Here is a 14,092-nt window from a genome sequence, read left to right as displayed (position 1 = left end):
CAGCAAAAAAAATGCCGCCGGGGAAGCCCACGGCGGCATGTTTAGCAGAGGCTGCGCTTACTCGTTGATACGCGGATGCTGCTGTACCAGACGGGAACGTTTTTCCTGCAGTTCCGCGATTTCCTGGTCGAGATCTTCGATTTTGTGCTCAATATTATCGTGATGCTCGCGCAGGATCTCTTTCGCTTCCTGGATATCCGATGCGGCAGGCGTCGCCCCTTTCAGCGGGCGGTTTGCCGTCTCTTTCATCGTCAGACCGGTCATCAGGCCGATAACCGCAATCACCATCAGATAGTACGCCGGCATCATCAGGTTCTGTGAGGTTTCCACCAGCCAGGCCGCCAGCGTTGGCGTCAGACCCGCCACCAGCACCGAGATGTTAAAGGCACTCGCCAGGGCGCTAAAGCGGATATGGGTCGGGAACATCGCCGGCAGCGATGAGGCCATCACGCCGATAAAGCAGTTAAGCACCACCGCCAGCAACAGCAGACCGGCGAAAATCAGGCTGATCACGTTGCTGTTAATCATGATAAAGGCCGGAATCGACAACACGAACAGCGCGACGCTACCGATAAGAATAAACGGGCGGCGGCCAAAACGGTCGCTGAGCAGGCCGATAATCGGCTGGACGAACAGCATCCCGATCATGATGGCGATAATAATCAGCACCCCATGATCTTCCGAGTAATGCAGGTTATGCGACAGGTAGCTCGGCATGTAGGTGAGCAGCATGTAGTAGGTCACGTTGGTGGAAATCACCAGACCAATACAGGTCAGCAGGCTACGCCAGTGTTTGGTCGCAATCTCTTTGAACGAGACTTTTGGCCCTTCCTGCAATCCTTCACGGTCGCCCTGCTCCAGGGTTTCAACGTGCTGCTGGAACGCCGGGGTCTCTTCCAGCGCATGGCGCAGATAGAGGCCAATCAGCCCTAACGGCAGCGCCAGGAAGAACGGCAAGCGCCAGCCCCACTCGAGGAAGCTCTCTTCACCCACGATGCTGGAGATCAGCACCACCACGCCGGCACCAAGCACAAACCCGGCTATCGAACCGAAGTCCAGCCAGCTGCCCATAAAGCCACGCTTACGGTCAGGTGAGTATTCGGCAACGAAGATCGATGCACCGGTGTACTCTCCGCCAACCGAAAAGCCCTGCGCCATTTTACACAGCAGCAGCAGAATCGGCGCCCAGATACCAATCGAGGCGTAGGACGGAATCAAGCCGATACAGAAGGTACTGATCGACATAATGACAATGGTGATAGCCAGTATTTTTTGTCGACCATATTTATCCCCCAGCATGCCGAAGAACAGGCCACCTAGCGGACGGATTAAGAACGGAACGGAGAATGTCCCAAGCGCGGCAATCATCTGCACGCTGGGGTCGGCATCGGGGAAGAAGACTTTACCTAAAGCATACGCCACAAAACCATACACACCAAAATCAAACCACTCCATCGCATTACCCAGCGATGCTGCGGTGATGGCTTTCTTAAGCTTACCATCGTCAATGATGGTGACATCACGCAACGTGATTGGCTTTATTTTTTTTCTTTTAAGCATATTTTTCCTCTAAAGCTTCGCCGTGAGCGCACAGATCGCCGCCATACGGCAAAGCCGTGGCGTTGTGCGTTGGGAGCGGCGAGTTGCTGTGCTCCTCTTTTCAAGCGTAGCAGGTTTGCCTGCACTGTCTGCTGACAGTCCGTACAACCGAACCTGTTGACGCCTGCTCTATGGCATTTATCAATAAATAGCGTTAGTCATAAATTTGCTGAATTTACGAACTCTCCTTTTTTACCCTAACAGCGTTTAAATTTGGGATCAACTTCACGAAAAATTACAGACCGTATAGTTTAGTCGAGAAAAATTAATAGGTTCCATGAACATAACCGCAGAATGGTTTATTTCTGGATAAGCAGGGTGATAGCCAGCGCGCCATATTTCTGGCATAACCGCTGGTTAATTCGGCCATTTCCCTGGTGCTATTATCATAAAAAAAGGCCCGACAAAAGTACGTGAATAGGCTATAATCACCCCCACTTTCGGCTATCAGCCGCTGTTTAAAGGGCCAACGCCCTATTTTCATCAGCCATCACGAGGAACGCCATGCAACTGCCACACTGCCCACAATGCCAATCTGAATACACCTACGAAGATAACGGCATGTTTATCTGCCCGGAATGCGCCCATGAATGGAACAATGCCGAGCCATCTGAAGATAATGACGCACTGGTGGTAAAAGATGCGAACGGCAATTTACTCGCCGATGGCGATAGCATCACCGTGATTAAAGATCTGAAGGTCAAAGGCAGCTCTTCGATGCTGAAAATTGGCACCAAAGTGAAGAATATCCGTCTGGTCGAAGGCGATCATAACATCGACTGCAAAATTGATGGTTTTGGCCCGATGAAGCTGAAATCAGAATTCGTGAAAAAGAATTAATCTTATTCCCTACCCCCAGCGGCGTTATTTCCCTGCGGCGGAAAAAGATGACGGATTAAATTAACGAATATCATAGTGCAGTACCGTCCACTTATTTCCGCTGTAACGCCGTGCCGACACCAGGTTTTTACCGCCTGGCCTGAAGTGCCTGTCTTCCTCTATGCTTAAAGGGTCTTTCGTTATCTGAGGTCATCATCATGCCCCTGAGTCCCTACCTCTCCTACAGTGGCAACTGCGCGGAGGCGATAGCGTTTTACCAGGATGCGCTGGGCGCCGAGCTGGTCCACAAAATTACCTACGGCGAAATGCCGCAGAACAGTCAGGATGCCCAGGACGGCTGCCCTTCCGGCCTGCAAATCTCCCCGGATTGCATCGCCCACGCCAGCCTGCGCGTCGCGGGCAGCGAACTGATGCTCGGCGACAGTCCCGGCGAAGATAGCGGCCGTTATAACGGATTTAACCTGGTGCTCGACACCCAGGACCTGGACGAAGGGAAACGCTGGTTTGACAACCTCGCCGACGGCGGGCGGGTCGAAATGGCCTGGCAGGAAACGTTCTGGGCCCATGGATTTGGCCGGGCCATCGATCGCTTTGGCGTGCCGTGGATGGTCAACGTCGTCAAACAATCTTAACCGCAGTCCACTTCGGGCGGGGTCTCCCGCCCTGTCACTCTGCCGGCACTCACTCTTCATCCATCGGTCATTATGCGTTAACCGAAATGTAACAAAAACGCGTCAGGATCGGGCCACTCTCAGAAGGAAATCCCTTCTTCTGCTCAGTGAGGCTCGATTGACATGCACTTATCCAGACATCCGACCAGTTATCCGACCCGGTATCAGGAAATAGCCGCCAAACTTGAGCAGGAGCTGCGTCACCACTATCGCTGCGGTGACTACCTGCCCGCCGAACAACAGCTGGCGACGCGCTTTGACGTCAACCGCCACACCCTGCGTCGGGCGATCGACCAGCTGGTCGATCGCGGCTGGGTCCAGCGCCGCCAGGGCGTCGGGGTGCTGGTGCTGATGCGCCCTATCGATTACCCGCTCAACGCCCAGGCCCGCTTTAGCCAGAACCTGCTCGAACAGGGCAGCCACCCGACCAGCGAAAAGCTGCTGTCGGTGCTGCGCCCGGCCAGCAGCCACGTCGCCGAGGCCTTTGGCATTCACGAAGGGGATAACGTTATCCACCTGCGCACCCTGCGCCGCGTCAACGGCGTCGCGCTGTGCCTGATCGATCACTACTTCGCCGACCTGCGCTTCTGGCCCGCGCTGCAAACCTTTACCCAGGGTTCGCTGCACGATTTCCTGCACCAGCAGCTGGATGTCGAACTGACCCGCACGCGAACCAAAATCAGCGCCCGCCGCGCCCAGGCCAAAGAGAGCAACATTCTCGGGATCCCCAACATGGCGCCGCTGCTGTGCGTAAGAACTCTCAACCACCGGGCCGGCGAGCAGCAGGCCACGGAGTACTCCGTCAGCCTGACCCGGGCGGACATGATTGAATTCACCATGGAGCACTGAATGCACTTTGATACCGCCACCCGCCAGCGCTGGATGTCCGTGCTGGCCCACAGTGAACCACAAGAACTTGAAGCGCGGATGCAGACCCTCAAGCTGGCGCCGTCGTATGAGCTGATTCGCACGCCGGAAACCGGCCTGGTTCAGCTGCAGGCCCGCATGGGCGGGATCGGCGACCGCTTTTTCGCCGGCGATGCCACCTTAACCCGCGCGGCGGTTCGCCTGGCCGACGGCACCATCGGCTACAGCTGGATCCTGGGGCGCGATCGTCCCCACGCCGAGCGCTGCGCAACCGTCGACGCGCTGATGCAATCGCCCCACCATTTTCACACCCTGATGGAAACCCTGATTACCCCGCTGGAAGCACAACGAAGCGCGCGCATTGAAGCCCGACGCGCCGAAGTCAACGCCAGCCGGGTCGACTTCTTTACTCTGGTTCGCGGAGATAACGCATGACCTTACAAACCGCTTTTACCCTACCGGTGCAGGATGCCCAACACAGTTTTCGTCGTCTGCTGAAAGCCATGAGCGAGCCAGGCGTGATTGTCGCCCTGCAGCAGCTCCAGCACGGCTGGCAGCCCCTGAGCATCGCCTCCACCAGCCTGCTGCTGACCCTGGCGGACCACGACACGCCGGTGTGGTTCTCGTCGGCGCTGCATAACGACCTGGTCGGCCAGAATTTGCGTTTTCATACCGGCGCTCCGCTGGTGGAGCTGCCGCAGCAGGCGGTGTTTGCCGTCACCGACGATCGCATCAGCAGCGAGCAGCTTAACGTCCTCTCCGCCGGCACCGTTGCCGCCCCGGAGACCGGCGTCACCCTGATCGTCCAGCTCGCCAGCCTCAGCGGCGGGCGCATGCTGCGCCTCACCGGCGCCGGTATCGCCGAAGAGCGGATGATCGCCCCGCAGCTGCCGGACTGCATTATTGATGAACTGACCGAACGCCCGCACCCGTTCCCGCTCGGTATTGACCTGATCCTGACCTGCGGTGAGCGGCTGCTGGCGATCCCTCGCACCACCCACGTGGAGGTTTGCTAATGTATGTTGCCGTCAAAGGCGGGGAAAAGGCGATCGTCGCCGCTCACGCCTTACAGGAGCATAAACGCCGGGGCGATGGCGGGCTTACGGAACTGAGCGTTGAGCAGATTGCCGAGCAGTTTCACCTGGCCGTCGACCGCGTGATGACCGAAGGCGGCATCGCCGATCGCGAACTGGCGGCGCTGGCGCTGAAGCAGGCCAGCGGCGACAACGTCGAGGCGATTTTTTTACTGCGTGCCTGGCGCACCACCGTGCCCCGACTGGCGATCGGTGAACCGATCGACACCGCCAGCATGCGCCTGGAGCGGCGTATTTCGGCGGTTTACAAAGACATTCCTGGCGGCCAGATGCTCGGCCCCACCTACGATTACACCCACCGCCTGCTGGATTTCACGCTGCTGGCACAGGGTGAAACGCCGCCGCTACGCACCGCCGCGTCGCCGCAGGGATCCACGCCGCATGTGTTCAACCTGCTGGTGCAGGAGGGGCTGGCAAAAGCAGAGCAGGATAGCCACACCCCGCCGGACGACATCACCCGCAACCCACCGGTCTACCCGGGCTCCCGTTCATCACGCCTGCAGCAGCTGGTACGCGCCGATGAGGGTTATCTGCTGGCGCTGGCCTATTCCACCCAACGCGGCTATGGCCGCAACCACCCCTTTGCCGGTGAGATCCGCAGCGGCTACGTCAGCGTGGAGATCGTGCCGGAAGAGCTGGGTTTTGCCGTCAGCATCGGCGAATTGCTGATGACCGAGTGTGAAATGGTCAACGGCTTTGTCGCCCCTGAGCAGGAGCCACCGCACTTTACCCGCGGCTACGGCCTGACCTTCGGCATGAGCGAACGTAAAGCGATGGCGATGGCGCTGGTAGACCGCGCGCTGCAGGCGCCGGACTACGGCGAGGAGATTGCCGGCCCGGCGCAGGATGAAGAGTTTGTCCTCGCCCATGCGGATAACGTCGAGGCGGCCGGTTTTGTCTCGCATCTCAAGCTGCCCCACTATGTCGATTTCCAGGCCGAACTGGCGCTGCTGAAACGCCTGCAACGGGAGAATGAACGTGGCTAATTCCCTCACTGGCTACAACTTTGCTTATCTTGATGAGCAGACCAAGCGCATGATCCGCCGGGCGATCCTCAAAGCGGTGGCGATCCCTGGCTACCAGGTCCCGTTCGGCGGTCGTGAAATGCCGATGCCCTACGGCTGGGGAACCGGCGGGATCCAGCTGACCGCCAGCGTTATCGGCGAGCATGACGTCCTGAAGGTGATCGATCAGGGCGCCGACGACACCACCAACGCGGTGTCGATTCGCCAGTTCTTTCAGCGCGTCACCGGCGTTGCCACCACCGAGGCGACCTGCGATGCCACGCTGATCCAGACCCGCCACCGGATCCCGGAGACGCCGCTAACCGAAGATCAGATCCTGATCTTCCAGGTGCCGATCCCCGAGCCATTACGCTTTATCGAGCCGCGCGAAACCGAAACCCGCACCATGCATGCGTTAGAAGAATACGGCGTGATGCAGGTGAAGCTGTATGAAGATATTGCCCGTTTCGGCCACATCGCCACCACCTACGCCTACCCGGTCAAGGTGAACGGCCGCTACGTGATGGACCCGTCGCCCATTCCAAAATTCGATAACCCGAAGATGCACATGATGCCCGCGCTGCAGCTGTTTGGTGCCGGGCGCGAAAAGCGCATCTACGCGGTGCCGCCGTATACCCCGGTGGAAAGTCTCGATTTCGACGACCACCCGTTTACCGTGCAGGAGTGGGATGAGCCCTGCGCCATCTGCGGCTCCCGCCACAGCTATCTTGATGAAGTGGTGCTGGATGACAGTGGCAAACGGATGTTTGTCTGCTCCGATACCGACTATTGCCGCCAACAGAGCGAGGCGCTGAACAAATGAGCCATCCGTTACTCGCGGTCAATCAACTGACCCATCTCTATGCGCCGGGCAAGGGCTTCAGCGACGTCTCTTTCGAGCTATGGCCCGGCGAAGTGCTGGGCATCGTCGGCGAATCCGGCTCAGGGAAAACTACCCTGCTGAAAGCTATCTCCGCACGACTGGCGCCGCAGCAGGGCGAAGTGCGCTACGACAACCGCTCGCTGTATGGCATGAGCGAAGCGGAACGTCGGCATCTGCTGCGCACCGAGTGGGGCGTGGTGCATCAACATCCGATGGATGGCCTGCGCCGTCAGGTGTCGGCAGGAGGCAACATCGGCGAGCGTCTGATGGCGACCGGCGCGCGCCACTACGGCAGTATTCGCGCGACCGCCGAACAGTGGCTGAATGATGTGGAAATTCCGCCGTCGCGCATCGATGACCTGCCCACCACGTTTTCCGGCGGGATGCAGCAGCGCCTGCAAATTGCCCGCAACCTCGTCTCCCAACCAAAGCTGGTGTTTATGGATGAGCCAACCGGCGGTCTGGACGTGTCGGTACAGGCACGTCTGCTCGACCTGCTGCGCGGTCTGGTGGTGGAGCTGAACCTGGCGGTGGTGATTGTCACCCACGATCTGGGCGTCGCGCGCCTGCTGGCCAACCGACTGCTGGTCATGAAGCAGGGTCAGGTGGTGGAAAGTGGGCTAACCGACCGGGTGCTGGACGACCCGCATCACCCCTATACCCAACTGCTGGTGTCATCAGTGTTGCAGAACTAACCCCCGGCGTCATGCCGCCGGGAAGGCACAAATGCAAAAGAGGCAAAAAATGAACGCGATCCGCGTCGAAAATGTACACAAAACCTTTGTTCTGCATCAGCAGCATGGCATTCGTCTGCCGGTCCTTGCCGACGCCTCTTTAACCGTCGACGCCGGAGAATGCGTGGTGCTGCACGGGCATTCCGGCAGCGGAAAATCCACCCTGCTGCGTTCGCTCTATGCCAATTACCTCCCGGATACCGGCCATATCCACATCCGCCACGGCGACGAATGGGTGGATCTGGTCAGCGCCTCACCACGTAAGGTGCTGGAAGTCCGCAAGCGCACCATCGGCTGGGTCAGCCAGTTTCTGCGGGTGATCCCGCGCATTTCGGCCCTCGACGTGGTGATGCAGCCGCTGCTCGACCTCGGCGTTGCGCGCGATACCTGCGCCTCCCGGGCCGCCAGCCTGCTGACGCGCCTGAACGTCCCGGAACATCTGTGGCATCTGGCGCCATCGACCTTTTCCGGCGGTGAACAGCAGCGCGTCAATATCGCCCGTGGTTTCGCGGTGGATTACCCGATTTTGCTCCTTGATGAACCCACCGCCTCGCTGGACGCCAAAAACAGCGCCGCGGTGGTGGCGTTAATTCACGAAGCCAAAGCGCGCGGCGCGGCTATCGTCGGCATTTTCCATGATGAAACGGTGCGCAACCAGGTCGCTGACCGGCTGCATCCGATGGGAATCACAGCATGATTATCAACAATGTAAAACTGGTGCTCGAAGATGAGGTGGTGCAGGGTTCTCTGGAGGTTCAGGACGGCACGATTTACGCCTTCGCAGAGAGCCAAAGCCAGCTGCCACAAGCGCTCGACGGCGAAGGCGGCTGGCTGCTGCCCGGCCTGATTGAACTGCATACCGATAATCTGGATAAATTCTTCACCCCGCGACCGAAGGTCGACTGGCCGGCCCACTCGGCGATGAGCAGCCACGATGCGCTGATGGTCGCCAGCGGGATCACCACCGTGCTGGACGCGGTGGCCATCGGCGACGTGCGTGACGGCGGCGATCGGCTGGAAAATCTGGAAAAGATGATCAACGCCATCGAAGAGACGCAGAAGCGCGGGATCAACCGCGCCGAGCACCGTCTGCATCTGCGCTGCGAGCTGCCGCACCACACCACCCTGCCGTTGTTTGAGAAACTGGTGGGCCGCGAGCCGGTGAGCATGGTCTCGCTGATGGATCACTCGCCGGGACAGCGCCAGTACGCCGACCGCAGCAAGTACCGTGACTACTATCAGGGCAAATATCATCTGACCAACGAAGAGATGGACCGCTTCGAAGAGGAGCAGATGGCGCTGGCGGCAACCTGGTCACAGCCGAACCGTCAGACCATTGCCGCGATCTGCCGCGAGCGTAACATCGCCCTCGCGAGCCACGATGATGCCACCCCGGAACATGTGCTGGAATCGCATCAACTTGGCAGCGTGATCGCCGAATTTCCCACGACTTTAGCCGCCGCTTCCGCATCGCGTCATCACGGCATGAACGTGCTGATGGGCGCCCCCAATATCGTGCGCGGCGGTTCGCACTCCGGCAACGTCGCCGCCCACGCCCTGGCGGCCGACAACCTGCTCGATATTCTGTCGTCGGACTACTACCCCGCCAGCCTGCTGGATGCGGCATTCCGCATCGCCGATGACGAGCGCAACAGCTTCACCCTGCCGCAGGCCATCCGGCTGGTCAGCGCCAACCCTGCCAGGGCCCTGGGACTACGCGACCGCGGCGTGATTGCGGAAGGCAAACGGGCCGACATGGTGCTGGCGCACCGGCGCGGCGATCACGTCCATATTGACCACGTCTGGCGTCAAGGAAAGAGGGTCTTCTGATGACGGGAAAATTGATCTGGCTGATGGGAGCCTCCGGCTCCGGAAAAGACAGTCTGCTGGCCGCGTTACGCCAGCGCGAACATCCCCAGTTGCTGGTAGCGCACCGCTATATCACGCGCCCGTTCAACGCCGGCAGTGAAAACCATATCGCCCTCAGCAAGTCAGAGTTTTTTAACCGCGCCGAGCGCCAGCTTTTTGCCCTCAGCTGGCATGCCAACAACAATTATTACGGGGTGGGTATCGAGATAGATCTGTGGCTGCATGCCGGTTTTGACGTGGTGGCGAACGGCTCCCGCGCCCATCTGCCGCAGGCGCGGGCGCGCTACGCCGACGCCCTGCTGCCCATTTGTCTGCAGGTCACGCCGGAGGTGCTGCGCCAGCGTCTGGAGCAGCGCGGACGGGAGTGCGAGAGCGACATCGCCCAACGGCTGGAGCGCGCGGCGCGCTATACCCCCACCGACTGCCTGACCCTCAACAACAACGGCAGCCTGGGGCAATCGGTCGAGCAGTTCTTCACGCTGTTGCGTCGCCAGTATGCCCAACAAGAGGATCAGTATGCCTGCCAGTGAACTCCGCGAAGGGTATACCCACAGCCACCTGCGTTTTAAAAAAACGCGGTGAGGAGGGGCCATGAGCCTGACTATCCGCTTAACCGGCACCGGCGGCGCGCAGCTGGTCCCGGTCTTCGGCTGCCACTGCGCGGCCTGCCAGCGCGCACGTGACCATGACGCCCATCGCCGCCGCCCCTGTAGCGCGGTGGTGAAGTTCAATGAGGCCGTCACCCTGCTGGATGCCGGGCTACCCGACCTGATGGAGCAGTGGTCCGCCGGCCAGTTTCAGCAGTTTTTACTGACCCATTACCATATGGACCATGTACAGGGACTCTTTCCGCTGCGCTGGGGCGTAGGAGCGACCATTCCGGTGTTTGGCCCACCGGACACCGTGGGCTGCGACGACCTGTTTACCCATCCCGGTCTGCTGGATTTCAGCCATACCGTCGAGCCGTTTGTGGTGTTTGAATTGCAGGGATTGCGGGTCACGCCGCTGCCGCTGAACCACTCGAAGCTGACGTTCGGTTATCTGCTGGAATCAGCCCACAGCCGGGTGGCCTGGCTGTCGGATACCGCCGGACTGCCGGACAAGACCCTCAAGTTTCTGCTGAACAACCAGCCGCAGGTGATCGTTATCGACTGCAGCCACGAACCACGTCCGCAGACCCCGCGTAACCATTGCGATTTGAATACGGTGCGGGCTCTCAACCTGGTGATTGGCTGCCCGCGGGTCATTCTTACCCATATCAGCCACCAGTTTGATCTGTGGATGATGGAGAACGCGCTACCGTCGGGGTTCGAAGCGGGTTACGACGGCCTGGAGATCGTGCTGGATTAAGCCCGGCCCTGGCATCAGGAGATCATCAATAGTCGTCTTCCAGCCGGCGTCGATCGCTCTCTAACTGGCGACGATCCTGATCCAACTGCCGCTGACGATCGTCAAGCTGACGCCGGCGATCGTCGAGCTGGCGCTGCCGGTCGTCATACTGCCGCTGGCGATCGCTGCTTTGCTGTCGGCTGTCCTGGTAGCGCCCGTCATCATAACGATCGTCGCGATCGTCATCGTCGTCCGCGCGGCTGCTGCTGGGGTTGTAAGCATCATTAATCGCCTGCTGAATATTGCCGATGGCGTCGTCGATAATATCGGCGCGCGCCAGCGGACTGTTCAGCACCAGGGTGCAGAAGATCAAAGCGGTAGCGTAACGTGGTTTCATAGGGCCAGTCTCTTCGGGGGGCTGGCCCTACGTTAATCAACGGCCCTCACGGCGAGTAGCGGAGGAATCTCAAATCCGCTGCTGTTCTATCGCGCCGATGGCATCAATCCGCCCCTGATGGCGACCGCCCTCGAATTCGGCAGCCAGCCAGGCATCGACGATCATTTTTGCCAACTCAAGGCCGATTACCCGGGCGCCAAAGGCCAGAATATTGGTGTCATTATGCTGGCGTGAAAGCTGCGCAGAATAAGGTTCACTACAGACAACCGCTCGAATACCAGGGTGCTTGTTGGCAGCGATAGAAATACCCACGCCGGTGCCGCAGATCAGGATCCCGCCGTCAACCTCACCGGCGGCAACTGCCTGCGCGACTGCGCTGGCGTAACGCGGATAATCGGTGCGTTCCGTGGACCATGCGCCTTTATCTACCACCTCAATACCGCGCTGACACAGGTGCATCAGAATATCGTCTTTCAGGATAAACCCGACATGATCGCAGCCAATTGCAATCCTTTTCATACTTAGCCTCGCCTGTAGTTAACTTTACGAACTTAGGTTTCCTTGTGATTTAAACGGCACTCTTTGCCGATTTAAACATCAAATCTACCATGATGTGCGCTTGTTCTACACGGCGACATTTCACAAATCAAGTGTGAAAAACCATTTATACCAAATACCTGTTATTTTTATAATGCTAATTAATTCAATGCAACATTTTGATTTTAATGAATTTAAATTAAAAACACATTACCTAAGCGATCAAGAAAACTTCACAAAATACATAACTTTATAAAAATACATTTTTTGTGAAGTTGATTGTATCTTTTCCGATTCGCCTGTGGTGATATAGTGACGTCTTCATTTTATGGACATAGAGAAAGCGATGAATCAGTCAGAACCCAGTTCGCTCCCCAACGGTATCGGCCTTGCGCCCTGGCTACGTATGAAGCAGGAAGGCATGACCGAAAACGAAAGCCGCATCGTCGAATGGGTACTTACTCCCGGCAATCTCAGCGATGCACCGGCAATCAAAGACGTCGCGGAAGCGCTATCCGTATCCGAGGCCATGATCGTCAAGGTTTCCAAGCTGTTGGGTTTTAGCGGTTTTCGTAATCTGCGCAGCGCGCTGGAGGACTATTTTTCGCAGTCAGAGCAGGTGCTTCCGGCTGAGCTTTCCTTTGATGAGGCACCGCAGGATGTGGTGAATAAGGTGTTTAACATCACCCTACGCACCATTATGGAAGGTCAGTCGATCGTCAACGTTGACGAAATTCACCGCGCGGCGCGCTTCTTTGCCCAGGCTAACCAACGCGACCTGTACGGTGCGGGCGGATCTAACGCCATTTGTGCTGACGTGCAGCACAAGTTTTTACGCATCGGCGTGCGCTGCCAGACTTATCCAGACGCGCATATCATGATGATGTCCGCCTCATTGCTGAAAGAAGGGGACGTAGTGCTGGTTGTGTCGCACTCGGGGCGCACCAGCGATATTAAATCGGCAGTAGAATTGGCTAAAAAGAACGGGGCCAAAATTATCTGCATCACCCACAGCTATCATTCACCGATTGCTAAATTAGCTGATTTTATTATTTGTTCGCCAGCACCAGAGACGCCTTTATTAGGACGAAACGCCTCCGCGCGTATATTACAACTAACGTTATTAGATGCTTTTTTTGTTTCCGTTGCACAACTCGATATTGAACAAGCGAATTTAAACATGCAAAAAACGGGCGCGATTGTTAATTTATTTTCACCCGGCGCGCTTAAGTAAATAAAAAACCGATCCCACACTAGTGGGATCAATATAACTGTATCCTACATCGAGAATACTGCCATGAATAAATATCTGAAAATTTTCAGCGGCACGCTCATGGGCGTAATGTTATCCACCAGCGCCTTTGCCGCCGCCGATTACGCTGTCGTATTGAAAACCTTATCGAACCCATTTTGGGTTGATATGAAAAAAGGCATTGAAGATGAAGCTAAAGCGTTGGGCGTCAGCGTCGATATTTTTGCTTCCCCTTCTGAAGGCGATTTTCAGTCGCAGCTGCAGCTGTTTGAAGATCTGAGCAACAAAAACTACAAAGGTATCGCCTTTGCACCGCTCTCCTCCGTAAACCTGGTAATGCCGGTGGCTAAAGCATGGAAAAAGGGCATCTATCTGGTCAACCTCGATGAAAAAATCGATATGGATAACCTGAAGAAGGCCGGCGGCAACGTGGAAGGCTTTGTGACTACCGATAACGTGGCGGTAGGGGCAAAAGGGGCGGAGTTTATCGTTGACAGGCTGGGCGCTGAAGGTGGTGAAGTCGCTATTATTGAAGGCAAAGCCGGTAACGCCTCCGGCGAAGCTCGCCGCAACGGCGCTAGCGAAGCCTTCAAAAAAGCAAGCCAGATCAAGCTGGTTGCTAGTCAGCCAGCCGACTGGGACCGTATCAAAGCACTGGACGTTGCCACTAACGTGCTGCAGCGTAACCCAAACGTCAAAGCGATTTACTGCGCTAACGACACGATGGCAATGGGCGTTGCCCAGGCCGTCGCCAATGCCGGCAAAACCGGCAAAATTCTGGTTGTCGGTACCGACGGTATTCCTGAGGCACGCAAAATGGTCGAAGCCGGACAGATGACCGCCACTATCGCGCAGAACCCAGCGGATATTGGTGCAACCGGTCTGAAGCTAATGGTTGATGCAGAGAAGAGCGGCAAAGTCATCGCGCTGGATAAAACCCCGGAATTTAAGCTGGTGGATTCCATTCTGGTGACGAAATAATTCAGGCCTTGTCCGGTCGGTTGCCCTCACCCCGG

The 14,092-nt window shown here is 57.5% G+C and carries 17 protein-coding genes; 14 read left to right on the top strand and 3 right to left on the bottom strand.

Annotated features, from left to right (window positions below; all coding sequences use genetic code 11):
• Nucleotides 1-57: 57 nt before the first annotated feature.
• Nucleotides 58-1,560, bottom strand: a complete 1,503-nt coding sequence (gene proP / locus EDF82_RS23005; RefSeq protein WP_123757801.1) for a glycine betaine/L-proline transporter ProP — start codon at nucleotides 1,558-1,560, stop codon at nucleotides 58-60.
• A gap of 543 nt (nucleotides 1,561-2,103) precedes the next feature.
• Here proP and EDF82_RS23000 point away from each other — a divergent pair.
• From EDF82_RS23000 to phnP, 12 genes are all read left to right on the top strand, one after another.
• Nucleotides 2,104-2,439 (top strand): zinc ribbon domain-containing protein YjdM, encoded by a 336-nt coding sequence (locus EDF82_RS23000; protein ID WP_123757800.1) that lies wholly within the window; start codon nucleotides 2,104-2,106, stop codon nucleotides 2,437-2,439.
• A gap of 197 nt (nucleotides 2,440-2,636) precedes the next feature.
• Nucleotides 2,637-3,071 carry a VOC family metalloprotein YjdN gene (yjdN, locus tag EDF82_RS22995; RefSeq protein WP_123757799.1) on the top strand — a complete coding sequence of 145 codons (435 nt, stop codon included), beginning with the start codon at nucleotides 2,637-2,639 and terminating at the stop codon, nucleotides 3,069-3,071.
• Between the two features lie 162 nt (nucleotides 3,072-3,233).
• On the top strand, nucleotides 3,234-3,959 hold the full coding sequence (phnF, locus tag EDF82_RS22990; RefSeq protein WP_123757798.1) for a phosphonate metabolism transcriptional regulator PhnF: 726 nt from the start codon (nucleotides 3,234-3,236) through the stop codon (nucleotides 3,957-3,959).
• Nucleotides 3,960-4,412 (top strand): phosphonate C-P lyase system protein PhnG, encoded by a 453-nt coding sequence (phnG, locus tag EDF82_RS22985; RefSeq protein WP_123757797.1) that lies wholly within the window; start codon nucleotides 3,960-3,962, stop codon nucleotides 4,410-4,412.
• Complete coding sequence (phnH, locus tag EDF82_RS22980) at nucleotides 4,409-4,993, top strand: phosphonate C-P lyase system protein PhnH (RefSeq protein WP_123757796.1); 585 nt, start codon at nucleotides 4,409-4,411, stop codon at nucleotides 4,991-4,993. Before phnG ends, phnH begins: the two co-directional genes overlap by 4 nt.
• Nucleotides 4,993-6,057 carry a carbon-phosphorus lyase complex subunit PhnI gene (locus tag EDF82_RS22975; RefSeq protein WP_123757795.1) on the top strand — a complete coding sequence of 355 codons (1,065 nt, stop codon included), beginning with the start codon at nucleotides 4,993-4,995 and terminating at the stop codon, nucleotides 6,055-6,057. Before phnH ends, EDF82_RS22975 begins: the two co-directional genes overlap by 1 nt.
• Nucleotides 6,050-6,898: an alpha-D-ribose 1-methylphosphonate 5-phosphate C-P-lyase PhnJ gene (locus EDF82_RS22970; RefSeq protein WP_123757976.1), complete on the top strand. Its 849-nt coding sequence runs from the start codon at nucleotides 6,050-6,052 to the stop codon at nucleotides 6,896-6,898. Before EDF82_RS22975 ends, EDF82_RS22970 begins: the two co-directional genes overlap by 8 nt.
• A complete protein-coding gene (phnK, locus tag EDF82_RS22965; protein ID WP_123757794.1) occupies nucleotides 6,895-7,653 on the top strand; it encodes a phosphonate C-P lyase system protein PhnK in 759 nt (252 codons plus the stop codon). Before EDF82_RS22970 ends, phnK begins: the two co-directional genes overlap by 4 nt.
• A 49-nt stretch (nucleotides 7,654-7,702) precedes the next feature.
• Entirely contained in the window at nucleotides 7,703-8,389 is a 687-nt protein-coding gene (gene phnL, locus EDF82_RS22960) for a phosphonate C-P lyase system protein PhnL (RefSeq protein ID WP_123757793.1), read from the top strand.
• A complete protein-coding gene (phnM, locus tag EDF82_RS22955; protein ID WP_123757792.1) occupies nucleotides 8,386-9,522 on the top strand; it encodes an alpha-D-ribose 1-methylphosphonate 5-triphosphate diphosphatase in 1,137 nt (378 codons plus the stop codon). Before phnL ends, phnM begins: the two co-directional genes overlap by 4 nt.
• On the top strand, nucleotides 9,522-10,091 hold the full coding sequence (gene phnN, locus EDF82_RS22950; RefSeq protein WP_123757791.1) for a ribose 1,5-bisphosphokinase: 570 nt from the start codon (nucleotides 9,522-9,524) through the stop codon (nucleotides 10,089-10,091). Before phnM ends, phnN begins: the two co-directional genes overlap by 1 nt.
• 61 nt (nucleotides 10,092-10,152) lie before the next feature.
• Nucleotides 10,153-10,911: a phosphonate metabolism protein PhnP gene (gene phnP / locus EDF82_RS22945; protein WP_123757790.1), complete on the top strand. Its 759-nt coding sequence runs from the start codon at nucleotides 10,153-10,155 to the stop codon at nucleotides 10,909-10,911.
• Nucleotides 10,912-10,936: 25 nt separating this feature from the next.
• Here the strand turns inward: phnP and yjdP are convergent, their stop codons facing one another.
• The gene (gene yjdP / locus EDF82_RS22940; RefSeq protein WP_123757789.1) at nucleotides 10,937-11,287 is read right to left on the bottom strand and encodes a DDRRRQL repeat protein YjdP; all 351 of its coding nucleotides are present in this window, start codon (nucleotides 11,285-11,287) and stop codon (nucleotides 10,937-10,939) included.
• 69 nt (nucleotides 11,288-11,356) lie between these two features.
• Complete coding sequence (rpiB, locus tag EDF82_RS22935) at nucleotides 11,357-11,806, bottom strand: bifunctional allose-6-phosphate isomerase/ribose-5-phosphate isomerase RpiB (RefSeq protein WP_123757788.1); 450 nt, start codon at nucleotides 11,804-11,806, stop codon at nucleotides 11,357-11,359.
• A 364-nt stretch (nucleotides 11,807-12,170) separates the two neighbouring features.
• Between rpiB and alsR the strand changes: the two genes are divergently transcribed.
• Entirely contained in the window at nucleotides 12,171-13,058 is an 888-nt protein-coding gene (gene alsR / locus EDF82_RS22930; protein ID WP_123757787.1) for a D-allose utilization transcriptional regulator AlsR, read from the top strand.
• 63 nt (nucleotides 13,059-13,121) lie between these two features.
• Entirely contained in the window at nucleotides 13,122-14,057 is a 936-nt protein-coding gene (gene alsB, locus EDF82_RS22925; RefSeq protein WP_123757786.1) for a D-allose transporter substrate-binding protein, read from the top strand.
• The last annotated feature ends 35 nt before the right edge of the window (nucleotides 14,058-14,092 follow it).

It is taken from the genome of Klebsiella sp. BIGb0399, assembly GCF_003752615.1.
Lineage (GTDB): Bacteria > Pseudomonadota > Gammaproteobacteria > Enterobacterales > Enterobacteriaceae > Klebsiella > Klebsiella lignicola.
Note: the sequence above shows the minus strand (reverse complement) of the source record. Positions and strands in the feature narration are given on the sequence as shown.